Origin of the sequence: Blautia ammoniilytica, assembly GCF_025566965.1 — a bacterium.
Lineage (GTDB): Bacteria > Bacillota > Clostridia > Lachnospirales > Lachnospiraceae > Blautia_A > Blautia_A ammoniilytica.
Genome location: NZ_JAOQJL010000035.1, coordinates 25,018 through 43,534 on the forward strand (window position 1 = coordinate 25,018; position 18,517 = coordinate 43,534).

Sequence of the window (18,517 nt, forward strand, 5' to 3'; positions counted from 1 at the left end):
TGTACTAGTTCAAAAAAACAGCTGCAGATCTGATCTGCAGCTGTTTTTTTTACCCTTTATTCAGTTTTTTCTTCCAGAAGTCCACTGTAAATATATGCAGTCTGACCTTCATACTCCACCTGGATCCAATCTCCTTCAGAACCAAGCTTCTGAACTTCCTCACCAGCAGAAAGACCACCAATAATATCTGCATCACTGCTGGCAGCAGCACGCACATTACAGTCTTCTGTCACTACCAGTGTAGTTCCATCAGATACAATAGATGAATCACTGGTATCCTGGCCAAGGCCATCCAGAAAAGCTGTCAATGCAGGATCACCTGCCTGCGCATCCTCAAGCTGCTTGCGGATATCAGAGTAAAGTGTCTTTACATCCTCATCTGCTTCCAGCCCATCAGTATAGGCAGAAATCTCTGTATCCTCTACTGCTGATGCATCGATCTTCCACTGGCCTTCGCTGTCCTTATATACATAAAACTGACTCAATGCCGGTACTTTCGTATCAATGTCCTTGCAAATATAGTAAAAACTTGCATAGACCACATATGAGTCATCCTTCAGCCCCTTTTTCACATAAACATCCCGCACTTCATACCCTTCAATATAGTCCTTTGCGTTAGTGATCTTTGATTCATCGGACGGTGCAAGATTGTCTACATACGTTTTAAGCGTTGCAATATCTTTGTCCCCCAGAGCCTTGTAATAGCCCGTAATTAATGCAGTAATCTCTGCATTGCCTTTTTCCATGGGATTGGCGTCTTTCTTCCCGTCAGTCTCCCCATCTTTTGCCGGAGAAGAAGGAACATTTCCCTGGTTATCCTGCGATGCTGTCTGCTGATCTCCCTGCCCCTGATCGGTACCCTTCTTACCTTTAACACAGGCATGGATTCCAAAAGCCAAAGCACCAACGATTAACAAAATCGCTCCGCCTAACATAAAATAGCGAAGGTTATCTGATAACCATTCTCTAAAATTGTCCAAGTTCTTGTCCTCCTTATAAAACAACGCACCGGAACGCTGGGTCGTTCCAGGCAGCACACCTGAAGGGAATCGAACCCCCGCACATGGTACCGGAAACCACTGCTCTATCCACTGAGCTACAGGTGCTTAAACTTACTGTTGAATTATCAAAGTACACTACTTCAACTTTAAAAAAGTATATCACAATCTGCATCAGATGTAAAGTTTTTTCTTTTGGTTGAAAATTCATGTCTAATGCGGACAATTCAATGATATCAGGATACCAAAACCATGCATCCACCTAAGTGGTTGTACAGTCCTGGCATCCTTACATAGAATCATTATTCCTTTTCCAGATCGCAAAAACGGGTTTTCACCACTGTCAGTACTCCCATCATCAGCACCACACCGATCACCAGGCATAGCGGGCTCTGGATAAAGCCAGCAAATATATAAGTGATAAAGGATACCACTGCTGCCACCACAGCATAAGGAAGCTGTGTAGACACATGGCTTACATGGTCACACTGTGCACCTGCCGATGCCATAATAGTGGTATCAGAAATAGGCGAACAATGATCTCCACATACAGCTCCGGCCATACATGCGGAAATAGAAATGATCATCAGATCTCCGGGTGTGTTTTCAAACACATGTACAACAATAGGAATCAGGATGCCAAAGGTTCCCCAGGAAGTTCCTGTTGCAAAAGCCAGGAAGCAGGCAACCAGGAAAATAATGGCAGGCAGCATGTTTACAAGACCGGAAGCAGAAGATTTTACCATTTCAGCTACGAATTCATCTGCTCCAAGACTGTCTGTCATGCTCTTTAAGGTCCATGCAAAGGTAAGGATCAGGATTGCAGGAACCATGGATTTAAAGCCATCCGGAATACATGCCATACAATCTCTGAAGGATAATACCTTCCGCACCAGGTACAAAAGCACAGTGATCACCAGACCAAAAAAGCTTCCAAGTACAAGTCCCACAGATGCATCACTTTGGGAAAAAGCAGTTACAAAATCGGTGCCGTCAAAAAAGCCGCCGGTATAGATCATTCCGATCACACAACAGATTACAAGGGAAATGATGGGGATCAGAAGATCCATTACTTTCCCCCGGGGATTCACCTTTCCATCTTCTTCAGCACCTGCATAGGGCCTTGCAGCTGTAGTAAACAAGTCGCCTTTTAATGCATTAGATTCATGAATGCCCATAGCACCAAATTCTACTCTCATTAAAACCATGGATACCATCATTACAATAGTAAGGAGTGCATAATAATTATATGGAATGGCACGTACAAATACAGACATTCCGTCTTCTCCCGGGACAAACCCACTAACAGCTGCTGCCCATGAAGAAATAGGGGCAATGATACAAACCGGAGCTGCTGTAGCATCGATCAGATATGCCAGTTTTGCCCTTGAAACATTGTGCTGATCTGTGATGGGACGCATAACGCTTCCCACTGTAAGACAGTTAAAATAATCATCAATAAAGATCAGTACACCTAAAAGAATCGTTGCAAGCTCTGCTCCAACTCTGGTACGGATATGCTTTCCTGCCCAGCGTCCGAAAGCCGCAGAACCTCCTGCCCGGTTCATCAAACATACCATGGCACCCAGAATTACAAGGAATACCAGAATACCCACATTGCTGCTTGAAGACAGAACACTGATCATTCCTTCAGAAAAAATATGATTGACTGTGCCCTCAAAATTACCTCCTGAATAAAGGATTGCACCTACCAGGATCCCAAGGAACAAAGAGCTGTATACCTCTTTCGTGATCAATGCCAGAACAATTGCCACAACTGGAGGTATCAGAGACCAGAATGTGGCATATACAGCCGGTTTTGCAGCTTCTTCTGCAGCCAGCACAGTTACCGGACAAACCATCACAAACCATGTGATCATTGCCAGAACTACGGATACTTTGTTACGATTGTGCTTCATTATTGATTTCCTCCCTCATTTTGAACCCGGGCAATTCTGACAGATCATTAACAGGCTATGGTCTTTTGTGCCTTTAATTACGCAAAAATAGCCATGAACACTTCCCCGCTATGGGACACATTCATGGCATTTATTCTTTCACAGGATCCACACCTTTGATAGCGCTCCACAACAAGTGACAGTCTGCCGCATATTCTGCGTCAGCCCAGAACCTTCCTGTATGGCATAAGAAAGCTCTTCGGCGGTCTTCCCTTTCTCTTTGGCCAATCTGCCATGGACTGGATATCTTCTCGTATCCGCAGCCAAAAATACTGATGAACCCCGCACCTCTATCATTATTTCCCGTATTCAGTTTCCTTTAATCATGGTAGCAGTTTTCCCTAATAATTGCAACCTTTTTTTTATAGATGCTCTTGTTTGAAAACTCCGTACTGATTCACAGTGCCGATCAGACGATATCCTTTGCCCTCCAGATATTCCTGTTTCTCCTGAGGCGGAAGTGCAAAGACAAGGTAATTACATCCTAGCTTTCTTACCGCCTTCACCACTCTTTTCAGATCAGGATCAGGAGAAGAAAGCTCCTGATAAAGCCGCATGGATGAATAGTGCTTGGAACCTTTTCCTGCTCTGCTGTAAGGCATGTAAAAAGAAGGCTGGTACACTCGGATATAAGCAGCCAGGTAATCATCTGCTGCCACGCATACCTCTTCCTCTTCCTCCTGCTGATCACTGATCAGATTACACACCTGAGTCACCTCATCTGGAACCTTCTGGTAATTGTGTACCTGTACATAATTATCCTCACTCCATACAGATTTTCCTGATATGCCAATCACTCCTATCAAGAGAATCAGCACAAGCCCCTGCAGCTTATGCCCACCCTTTCTTGCCTTAAGGCCAGCCTGCTCTGCCAGGGCAGTACCGGTATACGCAAGAAGTACAGTAACAGGAAGAAGCCAAAGTACACGCCAGTATACATCACTGCCAATACATTTCTGTATAATTCCCGCACTCAGGGGAAAGAAAAATAGCACAAGCAGGATCCCCGAATATGCAATAAGAAGTCTTGCCTCTTTTCTTTTTCTGAAAAAAAGCAAAAGCAACAATACCGCCAAAAGGATCAGATACTGATAATACCCGCTTCCCCAGAATAAAATCCAGGTATCCAGAATTCCTTTGATCATTTCTTTCATAAGCCACCTCCTACTGTATGAAAAAGTAAATACAACCAAGTGCCACCGGTGGAAGGCAGCAGATCACTCCATACAAAAGCCTTCTCAGATCCCGCTGTTTGTACAGGCTGATCAAAAGAAAGATCCCGGTAAGGACAGGCGCCAGTATGATCCCCATAGAAGATAAAAGACAACAGGCCAGTTCTGTTAAAAACAGACTGATCCATGGATATTCTCCTTTTTTATCCACCAAAAATTCCATACATAAGAAAAAAAGAAAAGGGAGAAAAACACCAGTAAGTAAGGCTTTTCCCTGCCAGATACGAACCATCTGGAAATTGCCGCTGCTATATACAGAATAGCCGGAAAACCAGATTACGACAGCAGAAAGAAGCATAAAGATCCATCTGCTTTTCTCATTATCCTGAAACCATTTTTTTCCATAGCCCCAAAGTACAGCATAGCCTGTCAGCAAAAAGACCGGTGGAAACACAGTATGGGCCATAATTGCCGGATGGAGTTCCCCGCACAGCTGACTGACAACAGCCAGAAATACAGGAAACGGAGACAAAATGTACCTGCTTGGAATCTTTGTATAAGCATAGCCTGTATATGGACTGATAGAAAAAATAGTATCCGTATGAATATCTGTTACTGCTGTTCCCACATAAAAGGAATCATCTGCATCCATATGTGCATAGCGCACTACCACATACATCTGCAACAGAATCAAAGCCAATGCCAGGATCATAGGAATAGAAAGACGGATTTTCCCTTTTTTCAGCCTTCCCATATATGCATCTATTGCATCCTTTTTCAGCAGACACCACATCCCCCACCATACCATTATGATCCCCAGGCTTCCATAGCATACGGTCAGGATATGAAGAGGCAGCCCAAGCCAGATCATCAACAGGGTAAGAACCTCCATAACTGCAAATAAAAAAGCATAGCCTGTGAGAAAACAGTTTCTCACAGAATAAATCTCTTTTTTCTGAAAAAACGGTGCTCCTGCTGCAGCAGGCACCACCAGAAGCCAGAAAGCGGCCAGTATCATTTTGATCATAAGACCCATCTTATACCTCCTGCCTTCCTTTGGCGATTCCCATTGCAATCTTTTCAGGTGTTATCGGCAGTTCCCGGATCCGGACTCCCACTGCATTGTAAACTGCATCTGCAATGGCCGGGCAAGGGGTATCGATCACCAGTTCCCCAATGGATTTGGCCCCAAATGGACCGCTTTGTTCATAGCTGCTTTCAAATTCCACACGGATCTGTCCCACATCCATTCTGGATGGAATCTTGTACTGCATAAAGGAATTATTCCGGATCCTGCCGGTATCCGTATACTGTACCTCCTCTGTAAGAGCCATACCGATTCCCTGTACGATCCCGCCTTCTGTCTGTACTCTGGCAAGATTGGGATTTACCGGTGTCCCGCAATCTACCACAGCCACATAATCCGTCACTTCCACTGATCCGGTCTCAGGATCTATCTCCACTTCAGCCAAGCCTGCCATATAAGGCGGCGGGGAGATCATGGAGGAAAATGAGGCAGTTGCCTGCAGCTCCTGAACATTTCCACAGGTGGCCTGTACAGCGATCTCCGTAAGTGATACCTGCCTTCCCTGGCCGGTTACACAAACACCATCAAACGTGGTATCTTCCACAGGAAGTTCCAACATTCCAGCGCCAAATGCCTGGATCTTTTCCCGCAGCATACTGCAGGCTTTAAGCACTGCATTTCCGGTAGCATAGGTAGTGGCAGATGCGTAGGATCCGGAATCATAAGGTGAAATGTCTGTATCTACTGCTCCAACTACCACATTATCCAGCTCTGTATCCATACAGTCAGCTGTCATCTGGGACAAAATGGTATCACAGCCAGTACCCATATCTGCACAGCCCAGGGACAAGGTATAAGAACCATCCTCATTCAGCTTTACAGTGGCGCCGCCCACATCCACACATGCAATGGAAGAGCCCTGGAGAGCCAGTGCCATACCTGCTCCTCTGATCTTTCCGTTTGGCATTACCCTGGAGGGATATCTTTCATCCCAGTGGAACATTTCTTTTGCTCTTTTCAGGCACCTGTCAAGGGAACAGCTGGTAGCGGTAGGGATGTTTCCATCATAGCCATGTAAAGGGCCGCCTTCTACAGGCATATTTTTCTCTCTAAGAACCACTGGATCCATCCCCATCTGATGGGCCAATTCATTGATCGCAGATTCTACTGCAAAAATCCCCTGGGTAGCTCCGTAGCCTCTGTAAGCCCCGGAAGCCTGCACATTCGTATAAACCACATCATAAGAAAAATGATAGGCCTGAAGATGACGATAAAGAGCCAGTGCCTTATGTCCGGTCAAACCTACTGTCGTAGGCCCGTGATCCCCGTAGGCTCCTGTATTGGAAAGCACCTTTATATCCAGTGCCTTTACAATCCCCTCCTGGTCTGCCCCTGCCTTTACCCGTACCTCCATTTCATGTCTGGGAGAGGCACAAATCAGGGACTCATATCTGGAATAAACGATTTTGGAAGGGCGTCCTGTGATCCAGGTGACCAATGCAGGATATACTTCGCATACTGCCGTCTGCTTTGCACCAAAACCGCCTCCGATCCTTGGCTTGATCACCCTTACCTTTGAGGATGGGATCCCCAGTGCCCTTCCAACGATCCTTCGTACATGAAAGGGGATCTGTGTGGAAGTCAATACATTCAGTCTTCCATAGCAATCCATATAGCAACAGGTACGGAAGGTTTCCATCATACACTGCTGATTAGCTTTCGTATGGTACGTCTCATCTACCACATAGGCACAGTCGGCAAAAACAGCATCCACATCCCCACTTATCTCATCTCCGGATGCAGCCAGGTTCCTTTTATTATCTGCACCTACCGGGACTTTGGCTTCCCAGTCCTCTTCCGGATGTACAAGAACCGGGTTATCCTTTGCCTGATGCATGTCCAGTACAGCCTTTTCAACCTGATAGCTTACCTTGATCTTTGCCAGAGCCTGATCCACGGCAGCTTCTGTTTCTCCGGCTACAATCGCCACCGGATCCCCAGCAAACCTTAAATGTACATCCAGGATCTTGCGGTCATAAGGGCTAAACTCCGGATAGGTCTGCCCTGCAACAGTAAAACGCTGATCCGGCACATCCTGATATGTAAGCACACAGACAATGCCCTCTACCTTTTTGGCTGCTTCAGTACGGATCTCACGAACCCAGGCATTTGGGTGGGGACTTCTTAAAAGCTTTACCACAAGACAGTCTTTCGGTGCAAGATCATCAGTATATACAGGTTTTCCTGTCACAAGGGCCATGGCATCCTTTTTAGAAACCGGATGATTTACATATTTCATTCCCTGTATTCTCCTTTCCTGTCCTGTTTATATCTAAGGTATTTCAGAATACTTCTGGTCTGTCCCACAAAGCCGGAGCAGCGGCACAGATTGCCCGCCAAATATTCCCGGATCTGTTCTTCATCCGGATCCTGCAGCTCTTTTAACATTGCAAAAACATTCATAATAAACCCTGGATTACAAAAGCCGCACTGCTCTGCCCCCTCTCCTGCAAGAAAGGCGCCAAACTCCTGAGCTTCTTTTTCCATGCCTTCCAGGGTAACAACCTTTTTCCCCTGTACTCGAAGAGCAAGCATGGAACAGGAAAGTACCGGACGTCCCTCCAGGAGCACGGTACAAAGACCACAGTTTGCTGTCTCACATCCCCGTTTTACACTAAAACATCCCATCTGGCGCAGCAGATCCAGTAAAAGAGTATCCGGCTGCACTTCAGCTTCCCTGTGAACATTGTTAAGCCAAAAATCCATTTTCATTTACCGTTCCTCCTATATCTGTCCATGCTCTTCTTGTAAGTACCTGTACCAGATGGGTTCTGTACTCCTCACTGCCTCTCATATTACTTTCAACAGGCACATTCTGAGCAGTCCAGGCACTGTAGCTGTGGATGGCATCCTTTCTTTTCTCCGGATCCATGGCGCAAAGTCCCTTTAAAATGCCCTCCGGATCCTGCAGAACCATTGCCTTTCCAGGCCTTGCCCCGATCACTGTCCGCACATTCTCCCCTGCCTTGGAGGCGCAGCAGGTAAGCACCGGAAAATCTGTCTTTGTATTTCGCTGGCTCAGATAACAGATCTTGGTTTTCTTTTTCCTGATGATCAGGCGCAAAAGGATATCTCTGTCCTTTTCCATAGAAGCAAATTCCGAAAGGGGAATCCTGCCTCCTTTATACAATTCCACCCAGGTATCCATAGCCAGGAACAGGGTAAGCACATCTGAAAAACCATATCTTCCCCAGATGCTCCCCCCAACAGTAGCACAGTTGCGGAACTGCACCCCTACAATATGACGAAGACATTCCTTTATGGCTCCCCCTGTATAGTGAAGAAGGCCTGGATGCACCTCCAGATCATGGAGAGGCGTCATGCATCCGATCACGAATTCCTCCGGATCTTCCTGTATCCCGCACAGATCCAGTTCTGAAAGATCTATGGCAGTGGACACTCTGCGGTTTCCCATTTTCAGCCACACCATTCCTCCCAGGATCACGGCTGTTTTTTTCTGGTTCAGTTCATAGGCCTGCTGGAGGCTCTCTGCTTTTACATAGCTTTTAATCTTCAGCATGTCAAAAAAATACCCTTTCCTTAGTCTTCAAGCTCCAGGAGCACATACTGGAAGCCTGATAATTCAATTTCCATACCTCTTGTATCTTTGCGGAATGTCCCCTGCTCACCGTTATCCCTTGGACATCCCCAATTCACACTTTCTTTATTGTTCAGCACCACTTTTTTTGCAGGTGCAGGCAGCTGTACCTTTCTTGGATCCTTCTGAAAGTTAGCCAGAACCAGAAGTGTTTTCTCTCCTTTTCGGAAATAAGCGATCAGATTCTTTTCTTCTTCCAGATAAGGAATCAGCTGGCTGTAAACAATGGTTTCTTTATATTCTTCACTTTTACGAAGCCTGGTAAGCTTTTTGTAAAAGGCAAGCACTGAATCCTCATCATTTACCTGTGCCTGTACATTGATCTGTTTGTAATTAGGATTTACCTTAAGCCATGGCTTTCCTGTGGTAAAACCGGCATTTGCACCATCATCCCACTGTACCGGTGTACGTGCATTATCCCTTGAAAATGCACTGGCAACCGAAAGTGCTTCTTCATCACTAAGTCCTGCCTCCCTGGCAACCTTATATTCATCCAGGGTACTGATATCATCGATCTCATCAATAGTATGGAAATCCAGATTTTCCATGCCAATCTCCTGTCCCTGATAAATAAACGGAAGACCACGGAGCATGAAATAAACGCCTGCCAGTAGCTTCTTAGCGTCTGTGCATCGATCTTGGGGCTGAATATAATAACATACTCCTCTTGGCTCATCATGGTTCTCAATAATATTGGACACCATGCCCATGTCGCCGATCTTTTTCTGTGTTTCAAAAATACAATGCTTATATTCATCTGGTGTAAGGTATCTTTGGGAAGCATACCATCCGTCAAGACTTTTCCCGAAAACATGGCTGTTAAAGTCAAACATGGAAGAGAAATATCCCTCATCCCCGATAAAATCCTTCAATTCATCATCCTTTACATTGAAAACTTCCCCAACCGTAAAGGCATTATAAGGGCGGAACGCTTTCTTGGCCATCTCACCTAAGAATTCACCGATCCCATGGGCATCTGCCAGCATATTCCCCATATTGGACAGACCATCCTCACGGTCAGCGGGATAATCCTGGAATGGAAGCTTTTTCTTAATGTTGATAATAGCATCAATACGGAAACCGCCCAATCCCTTCTCCATCCACCACCGGATATTTTTGTAAACCTCTTCCCTGACCTCCGGGTTCTCCCAGTTCAGATCCGGCTGTTTCTTATGGAATACATGAAGATACTGCTTGTCCGGGTGACCTGGCAAAGGCTCCCACACCGGGCCTCCGAAATAGCTTCTCCAGTTGCAGGGCAGCTTCTCCCCTTCCTTTCTGTCAGTAATATAAAAGAAATTTCCATATTTTCCATCTGGATCCTGGATCGCCTTCTGGAACCACTCATGCTCATCTGAGCAATGGTTTACTACCAGATCCATCAGAATATACATCTGGCGTTTCTTTGCCTCATGGATCAGATGCTCCATATCTTTCATAGTGCCAAATCTTGGATCAATGCTGTAATAATCCGAAATATCATATCCCTGGTCTGCAAGAGGTGATTTATAGATAGGGGAAAGCCATAAAATATCTACACCCAGATCCCTGAGATAATCCAGCTTTTCTATGATACCAGGTATATCCCCGATGCCATCTCCGTTAGAATCATAAAAGCTTTTGGGATAAATCTGATACGCTACTTTATCATGCCACCACTGTTTCTTCATAACCAAGTCCTCCTTATAAACACACTGAAAAGAGGATGTTGTATAAGCCTGTTTCCTGACAGCCGGCTCATACCACAGCCTCTTTATTATTTGTAACTGTTAGCAGCTCTGCAGCAGTTGTCTGCAGGGCAGTTATCTACCATATCTGATATTAACCTGAATATCTTAATGCGTCAATAGATTTTTTCCTAGCTATGTCAGTTTTAACAAGACTTTTTCGTCATATCGCTATATATTTTCAATTATTATATTATTATTTATAGATTTTTCACAATTATTGTGCTATAATACTTTCAAATCTATAAAATATTCTGTAATTTCCGGAAGGAGGAATGATTCATGAGCAAGCAGATCATTACAATCAATCGTATGTTTGGCAGCAATGGGCGGGTGATCGGCAAGGCAATTGCTGATGCGCTTGGATTAAAATTCTATGATAAGGAACTGATCGAGATTGCCAGCCGGGAAAAGGGCGTTCCTTTCGATGAGTTTGCTAAGGCAGACGAGAAAAAGGCAAGCCAGTGGCGCTATTCCGTAGAATACGATATCCAGATCGACAGAGAATATCATTTCACTCCTATCAATGATGTACTTTTTGATGCCCAGAAGGAGATCATCCTGAATCTGGCAGATAAAGAAGACTGCGTGATCGTTGGCCGCTGTGCCAATTATATCCTGAAGGACAAGGCACTCAGTCTCTTCATCTATGCTCCTTTTGAAGACCGTCTGAAGACTGTAATGGAGCGTACAGGCAGAGAGGAAAAAAGCGCCCGGAAAATGATCAAGAAGATCGACAAGGATCGCAGGGCTTATTATGAGTACTTTACAGATGAATATTGGATGGATCTGCTTCATTACGATCTGTGCATCAACAGCAGCCGTTTCACTACCCCGCAGATCATCTCCATGGTAAAACAAAGCCTTTCAGACAGATAAGCTTACAGCATAAGCCATAAGTGGCACATAGAACAGGGGCAGCTGCATTTTCATATACAGCTGCCCCTTTATTTCTATTTCTGGTGTTCCATCATATTCAAGAATGCCTCTGCATTCTTGTTGCGAGGTGCGCGTCATGCAATTGCATGACATACTTCTCCTGCGCACCTCTGCAATCCTGCCGGAGGCTATATCAGCTGGGGGATTGACTCCCACCACTGATACCAGCTTGTTTCTCACCACCTATAGAGGTGGGAGTCATCTCCCAGCTGATGTATTCTTTCAGGAACTCATAAATCTGCCCTTCTGTAGGCGGACACCCATCCAAATGGTGGGTAAACCCTCTGGTACAGTGGCCAATTCCCAGTTCTCCACTCTTTTCCCTGTATCCCTGACCAATACAGATCTTTGTTTTTAGTCGGTCAAACAATCCTTCTTCCCTAAGCCTGTCAAGGGCAGGGATCAGATATCCATAACAGGCACTACAGGATTCTACTTCTTCGACTGCATCTTTCAGTTCCACAACTTTTCTTGATCTGGGAATTTCCTTAGCTGCTTCCTTATCCAGCATTCGGATCTCTGCCTTTATAATGTCACTGCATCCCACGCCTAGCTTTCCGGCCATTTCCACATAAGGCACCTCCCAAACCTGATAATGCAGCATCTGGCACACATATGCATCTATCAGCACCGGATCCCTTCCGGCAAGAACCCGGTTCATAACCACTGGATGTCCTCCATCTTCAAAGTCAAGATCCCCACATATATTATCCACAACAATAAAATCCTGATGAATGGCAAGGCTTAAATGGGCAATGGGATCATGCAGACCCATTGCGTGAAATCTGCGTTTCTCAGAATTTGGGATCAGTCCTTTCATATTTTTCAAGGCACAGGTGATCTTTGTCTGGCAATGGCCTTTTAACACCGGCACATTGATCAGGAAATCAAGATCCAGTACCTTCTGACACACATTTAAAGTCATACCGCCACACTCTACAGCAACGCCCTTGTCTTTTTGCATATCCCAGAAAGGAACCTGATACTTTTGGGAAAGCGCCTCAAAACCACACACCTGATAAGCCTCCTGTGTACGGTCGCCCACCCATGAGCCTTCCAGCATAACGATCTTATGAAAATCATATTTCTGAAGATACTCAATGATTCCGGCAACTACCTCCGGATGGGTAGTACCACCCCAGGATGCTTCTACAGGAGATACAAGATTAGGCTTGATCCCGATCAGTTTCTCCCTGTCCCCAATCTGACCGGCAAGATCACTGTCCTCCAGAAGAAGCTTCGTCATTTCTTTATAATCTGTACCGCATCTGATAAAAATCTGATTTTTATTCATCTGCAATCCTCCTGAAATCTTCTGCTTTTGTATCATACCAGCCCAAGAATAATAATGATCAGGATCAGCACAGGAAGCACAAACTGAAGATATGGCTTCAGTATCCTGGGAAGCTTCAGCCCCTCTCCTGCATTACATTCCTTGTAATAGTTATCAAATCCCCATCCGAATCTGGTCACGCAGAACAAAAGATAGATCAGTGATCCAATGGGGAGAAGCAGATTGCTTACAAGGAAGTCTTCGCTGTCCAGTACATCCCTGCCGCCGATCAGATGCAGATCACTCCAGATATTATACCCCAATACACAGGGAATGCTGGCGATCAGCACGATCACTCCATTGATCAGTACGGCTTTCTTTCTGTCAACTTTGTACATATCCAGGCTAAAGGAAATAAGATTCTCAAAAACCGCCATAACCGTTGAAAAGCTTGCAAATGTCATAAACAGGAAGAATAAAGATCCCCAGATCCTTTCTCCTGCCATATTTACAAAAATATTGGGAAGAGTAACAAAGATCAGAGATGGTCCGGCATCCGGCTGTACGCCGAAAGAAAAACAAGCCGGAAAAATGATCAGTCCGGACATAAGTGCCACAAAAGTATCCAGTGCCCCGATCCGAACAGCTTCTCCGGTAAGCGTATACTGCCTGTCCATATAGCTTCCAAAAATCTCCATAGCTGCGATGCCAAGGCTTAAGGTAAAAAAGGCCTGGTTCATAGCTGCCGCGATCACATTCCAGATACCAACCTTAGCAACCTGTGCCGCATCCGGTATCAGATAGAATTTAATACCTTCTCCTGCTCCGGGAAGCAGCATGCAATGCACTGCCAGGATCACGATCAGAAGCAGAAGCGCAGACATCATATATTTACTGATCTTCTCCACGCCTTTCTGTAATCCCTGGCTGCATACCAGAAAGCCCAGTACAACCGTCACTGCCATCCATAGCCCCATCTCTTTTGGTGAAGACAGCAGGCTCTGAAATACATTTCCCACACTTTCTTTATCCATACCGGAAGTAAATTTACCTGTAGCGAATTTGAAGAAATAACTAAGCATCCACCCTGAAACTGTTGTGTAATACATCATCAGCACATAGCATCCGATCATACAGAACCATCCATGAATATGCCATTTACTGCCAGGCTTCTCCAGTGCCTTATAAGCCAGCACTGCACTTTTCCTGCTTGCGCGCCCTACTGCCAATTCCATGGTAAGCACCGGCACTCCCATCATCAGCAGGAAAACCAGGTAGAGAAGCACAAAAATGCCTCCTCCGTTCTGTCCTGCCACATAAGGAAAGCGCCACACATTACCAATACCTATGGCGCATCCTGCACTTACAAGTAAAAAACCCAGTCGTGATTGAAAATTTTCTCGCTTCATAAAAACTTTTTCTCCTATCGTTCATGTCCAGTCAATTTTAACACACCAGTCATAACAGGGCAACCATAGTTTCATTTAGCGGAAATTTGTATGCATCACCATTTCATTTAGCGAAAATTTGTCCAAGACGCAGAAAAAGCACCGCCCGGCAGGCGATGCTCTTCCTGTTTTATGGAAGTATCTGATTATATCTTACTTGCAATACCATATCTTACTTACGATATGCTTTTGTGTAAGTATTTGTGGTATTTACATAGGATTTTATTCCTGCTCCAAGAAGCTTCAGAGCCTTAACCGGAACGTATCCTGTCACACCATTTGTAAATACTACCTGATAATAGCCATTGATCTTCGCACTGTTAAGAACCACTTTGGCCTTGCACTGGATCACACCGATCCTCTTGCCCTTGCCTGTAGCGTCTGCATAAACGCCGGTTCTCTTTGTTGTTCTGGCAACACGGTATACTGTTATCTGTGGTGTACTGCTGAACTTCTTGGTTGCAGTGCCGGTTCCAAGGTATGTTGTCTTTGTTGCAACACCATACTTAAATCCTGCATCCGGTCTTACGCAACTCTTCAGTACATATCCGCTGCCAACACTACCTGTACCATAACGTACTCTGTAGTAATTGCCTGTCTCACCTGTGATCAGTACTCTTGTAGCTACAGGAGCAACTGTGTTAGCACCTGTACCAACGCCTGTATAGATCCATGTAGTAGTGGAAATCTGACCATTAGACTTCACAGCTGTACGTTTTGTCAGTGCACCGCTGGTAATTTTTACATAAGCTGCACGAACATATCCATATCCGCCGTTAAACTTGATCTTATACCACTCATCTACAGTATCCACGATAGTAACAGCTGTACCTCTGCCAAGCTGTCCGATCTGAATACCCTGAAGGCTGGCAGAATTTCTTACAAACAGGGCGCTTGCAGTTGTTACACCATATTTTACAGTGTATACTTTCTTGCCAGGTTTTACACGCAGATAGCATTTTGCAACATGTCCGTTTGCTGTAATAGCTGTGATCATGGTTGTACCGGCTTTCAGACAGGTAACAACACCAAATTCGTCAACAGTAGCAACCTGAGGTCTGGAACTGGACCAGAAGATGGTACTTCCAACTCCGTTAGCCGGAATTGCGGTAGCCGTCATCTTGAACATGTTTCCAACCTTCTTGGTCAGCTTCTTAGCACAGATGGTAACGCCTGTTACCTTCTGTCTTACATTTACCTTAACCTTATCTGTGATAACACCATGGTGAGTATCATTTGCTGTAATAGTGATCCAGCAGCTTCCTGCACCCTTCATCACGATCTTGTTGGTATAGGTATCATAGTAAGCAACGTCTGCATTATTGGTAGACCATGTCACACCAGTCTCTGTTGTATAGTCCGGAGTGAATGTGTAACCAATGTCATGCTTTTCTCCTGCAAATCCGGAGATCACTTCCTCACTAAGCTTAACGCCGGTAGGTGCTGCAATAACCTTTACAAGCATCTGTGCTCTCAGCTTATTGTAGGAGTATGCAGAAATCCATGTAGTTCCAAGCTTGTTTGCATGGATCTTACCGTAGCTGTCAACAGATACGATAGAAGAATCATCGGATGTCCATGTAATGCTTGTATCAGATGGTGTAGTAGCACCGTCATTGAAGATCGGTGACAGGTAATCATCCTCATCAAGATAGATGGTCATTGCATCTTTCTCGAATTTCAGGGAATTAACATCTGTCTTGATGTACAGCAGTGCTTTCGCTTTTTCTGTAGTACCATCTGCAAATGTCATGGTTGCTGTAATATTTGCAAGACCGGCTTTTGCTGTCTTGGATACCATGGCAACGCCTGTGGAATCGATCACAACATCTGAATTGTCACTGCTCCAGGTAAGCTCACCTGCGTATGCTTCTTCCGGTGTAAGTGTAGTTGTGTACTGCACATTCTCGCCTGGATATACTTCACTTCTTGTAGGTGTGATATCCAGCTGGATGTCATCCTCAGCACCTACAATGATCTTGATCATGCCTACTGCCGGTGTGCCATTACCATCTGTGCCATAGGTGCCATTCATGCATTTCGCATAAATATAAGTGGTACCCTTGCCAACGGTAGTAACCTTACCATTCTGGTCAACAGTTGCAATAGCTTCATTCTCAGAACTCCATGTGAGAGACTTATCATAAGTTTCTGCAGGTGTGATTACTGCTTTCAGCTGGATGGTCTCGCCACGTTTCTTAGCAACAATATCATCATTTGTATCTGTATCTACCCGTCTCACTTCTACAGATTTAACAGGTGTCTTCACAAATACCTTCGCTCTTGCAGATGCGGTCTGGTTATTGCCATCTGCATCCGTCCAGGTAATGGTAGCTGTGATATAGGTTGTGCCGCCCTTCTTAGCTACGATTCTGCCGTCTGTACTTACAGTAGCGATAGTATCATCATCAGATGTATACTCCACCTTTGTATATTTTGCATTGGCAGGATTTGGTGTAGCCTTGATAAATGCGATCTCATTTACCCAAAGCTCATAATTCTCCTGAGATAAGGTTACGCCCTCAACCTTTGCGTCTACGATCACAAGGATCTTTGCACGCAGGCCATTGCTTGCCTTTGCATATACATAAGTACGGCCAACGCCTGTTGCAGTAACAACACCTGTATCATCTACTGTTGCAACAGAAGCGTTTCCTGTGCTCCAGGTAAGACTGGTATCATAAGGTGTTGACAGACCGTCATTCCACTGGATCAGGGATAACAGATCGTCTGTATCACCAACGAACAGATTTCTCTTGTCCTCAGTAAATGCAACTTTTGTTACTTCCTGCTGTGCGGTCACAACCAGCTGTGCGGTTGCTGTCTCACTGTTTACCTCAGCAGTTGCTGTGATCACAAATCTGCCTGCTGCAAGAGGAACAAAGCTGATCTTCTTACCATTTACAGAAAGTGTATAATCTGTGCCTGCTGCTGCCAGATTACCATCCAGTTTTACTTCATAATCTACTGCTGCATCTTCCGGATCTACAGCAACATTTGCCTGAACAACTTCACCTGTAGGTACGGATACGGAATCTTTATCAAAGCTGATAGCCGGAGATGCATAAACTGTTACCTTAAATGCAAGCTCTGAACCATTTGGAGCTTTTGCGATCACATAGGTAATGCCAGGTGCTACTGCTGTCACACTGTCACCAGTGATCTTTGCAATAGACTCATCTGCACAACTCCATGTAACCTTGCCTGCAGTTGCTTCAACAGTCGGAAGCTTCTTGGACATCTTATCAGCAACGCCAACCTGAAGTGTTGCTTCCCAGTCTGCTTCATATCCCGGTTTGAATCCGCCTGCAGATACAGCTACGATAAATACTACCTTGGATCCATCCGGTGCTGTAACTGTTACAGTAGTATTGCCCACTGCCTGTGCACGAACAACGCCGTGGGAAACGGTAGCAATGGTCTTGTCTGCAGATACCCAGTTAAAGGTTGCAGGATCTGCGCCCATAACTGTATCTACTACTAATTTTGCAAGATCCTTATGACTTTCATCATCAGATCCGTCAAGAATCAGATTTACAATGTTGCTCTCGCCTGCCTTCAACTGCACGCTGGAGATATCTTCTGCATCTACAGTGATTGTAAATACAGCCATACTTCCATCCGGTGCTGTTGCTGTTACAACTGCCACACCTGCAGATTTAGCAACTGCAACACCGCTGTATACCTTTACAACAGACTCATCAGAGCAGGTCCATGTAAGCTGGCTTAACAGAGAATTTGTACCAACAGCCGGAGCACTGCCGCCGCCCAAGCCTGGTGTTGTAAGACCTCCAATCAGATCAACTGTCAGTTCTTTTGTCAGGTCATGAGTCTCATCCTGACCCATCTTAAGGGAAATCTCATCCTGCCCAGTAAGCTTAACTGTCACAACAGGCTCAGCCAGAACCTTAACAGAAACACCAACGCTGCTTCCATCCGGTGCTGTAGCAACAGCTACGGTATGGCCAGCCTTCAGTCCTTCTACTTTGTTGCCTGCGATTCTTGCTATATCTGTGTCAAGAACCTTCCATGTAACAACACCGCCGTCAGACTTGATCTCCGGAAGAGCTGCTGTCTCTTTATCTGTAACATTCAGCTGAAGAACAATCTGTTTCAGATTATCCGGTGTTAGTGTTGTCTGATCAAAGCTGCCAGCTGAAACACTTACGATAAAGGATACGCTTGATCCATCCGGTGCTGTAACTGTTACCATTGCAAGCCCTGGATTCAAAGGGCACTGAAAAACTTCCATTTTTTCTTAAGTGGAAGTTTTTCTTTTATATTTTTTCAATTTTTTTTTAGAAAAAGCACAAAAAA

General features: G+C 45.1%; 12 protein-coding genes, 1 tRNA gene and 1 riboswitch. Of the genes, 1 reads left to right on the forward strand and 12 read right to left on the reverse strand.

Going from position 1 to position 18,517, the window contains the following annotated elements:
- Window positions 1-56: 56 nt before the first annotated feature.
- From OCV61_RS14675 to OCV61_RS14715, 9 genes are all read right to left on the reverse strand, one after another.
- Entirely contained in the window at window positions 57-980 is a 924-nt protein-coding gene (locus tag OCV61_RS14675) for an SH3 domain-containing protein (protein ID WP_244092915.1), read from the reverse strand.
- Between the two features lie 54 nt (window positions 981-1,034).
- Window positions 1,035-1,106: transfer RNA gene (locus OCV61_RS14680), tRNA-Arg, on the reverse strand.
- Window positions 1,107-1,300: 194 nt separating this feature from the next.
- Window positions 1,301-2,878, reverse strand: a complete 1,578-nt coding sequence (locus tag OCV61_RS14685) for a Na+/H+ antiporter NhaC family protein (protein ID WP_262583110.1) — start codon at window positions 2,876-2,878, stop codon at window positions 1,301-1,303.
- 190 nt (window positions 2,879-3,068) lie between these two features.
- Window positions 3,069-3,257: riboswitch (Lysine riboswitch) on the reverse strand.
- Window positions 3,258-3,318: 61 nt separating this feature from the next.
- Window positions 3,319-4,110, reverse strand: a complete 792-nt coding sequence (locus tag OCV61_RS14690) for a hypothetical protein (protein WP_158422440.1) — start codon at window positions 4,108-4,110, stop codon at window positions 3,319-3,321.
- Between the two features lie 10 nt (window positions 4,111-4,120).
- Window positions 4,121-5,164 carry a DUF6077 domain-containing protein gene (locus OCV61_RS14695; protein ID WP_158422441.1) on the reverse strand — a complete coding sequence of 348 codons (1,044 nt, stop codon included), beginning with the start codon at window positions 5,162-5,164 and terminating at the stop codon, window positions 4,121-4,123.
- Window position 5,165: 1 nt separating this feature from the next.
- Window positions 5,166-7,454, reverse strand: coding sequence for a xanthine dehydrogenase family protein molybdopterin-binding subunit (locus OCV61_RS14700; protein WP_158422442.1), 2,289 nt, complete (start codon window positions 7,452-7,454; stop codon window positions 5,166-5,168).
- A complete protein-coding gene (locus OCV61_RS14705; protein WP_158422443.1) occupies window positions 7,451-7,927 on the reverse strand; it encodes a (2Fe-2S)-binding protein in 477 nt (158 codons plus the stop codon). The genes OCV61_RS14700 and OCV61_RS14705 overlap by 4 nt, the downstream gene beginning before the upstream one ends.
- Window positions 7,905-8,735 (reverse strand): FAD binding domain-containing protein, encoded by an 831-nt coding sequence (locus OCV61_RS14710; RefSeq protein ID WP_158422444.1) that lies wholly within the window; start codon window positions 8,733-8,735, stop codon window positions 7,905-7,907. The genes OCV61_RS14705 and OCV61_RS14710 overlap by 23 nt, the downstream gene beginning before the upstream one ends.
- 20 nt (window positions 8,736-8,755) lie before the next feature.
- Window positions 8,756-10,483 carry an alpha-glucosidase gene (locus OCV61_RS14715; RefSeq protein ID WP_158422445.1) on the reverse strand — a complete coding sequence of 576 codons (1,728 nt, stop codon included), beginning with the start codon at window positions 10,481-10,483 and terminating at the stop codon, window positions 8,756-8,758.
- A 339-nt stretch (window positions 10,484-10,822) separates the two neighbouring features.
- Between OCV61_RS14715 and OCV61_RS14720 the strand changes: the two genes are divergently transcribed.
- Window positions 10,823-11,419 carry a cytidylate kinase-like family protein gene (locus OCV61_RS14720; protein WP_158422446.1) on the forward strand — a complete coding sequence of 199 codons (597 nt, stop codon included), beginning with the start codon at window positions 10,823-10,825 and terminating at the stop codon, window positions 11,417-11,419.
- Window positions 11,420-11,612: 193 nt separating this feature from the next.
- Here the strand turns inward: OCV61_RS14720 and OCV61_RS14725 are convergent, their stop codons facing one another.
- The 3 genes from OCV61_RS14725 to OCV61_RS14735 form a co-directional block, all read right to left on the reverse strand.
- Window positions 11,613-12,773, reverse strand: a complete 1,161-nt coding sequence (locus OCV61_RS14725; protein ID WP_158422448.1) for a DUF362 domain-containing protein — start codon at window positions 12,771-12,773, stop codon at window positions 11,613-11,615.
- 32 nt (window positions 12,774-12,805) lie between these two features.
- Window positions 12,806-14,161: a sodium-dependent transporter gene (locus OCV61_RS14730; protein WP_158422449.1), complete on the reverse strand. Its 1,356-nt coding sequence runs from the start codon at window positions 14,159-14,161 to the stop codon at window positions 12,806-12,808.
- 211 nt (window positions 14,162-14,372) lie between these two features.
- The gene (locus OCV61_RS14735; RefSeq protein WP_158422450.1) at window positions 14,373-18,452 is read right to left on the reverse strand and encodes an Ig-like domain-containing protein; all 4,080 of its coding nucleotides are present in this window, start codon (window positions 18,450-18,452) and stop codon (window positions 14,373-14,375) included.
- Window positions 18,453-18,517 lie beyond the last annotated feature (65 nt).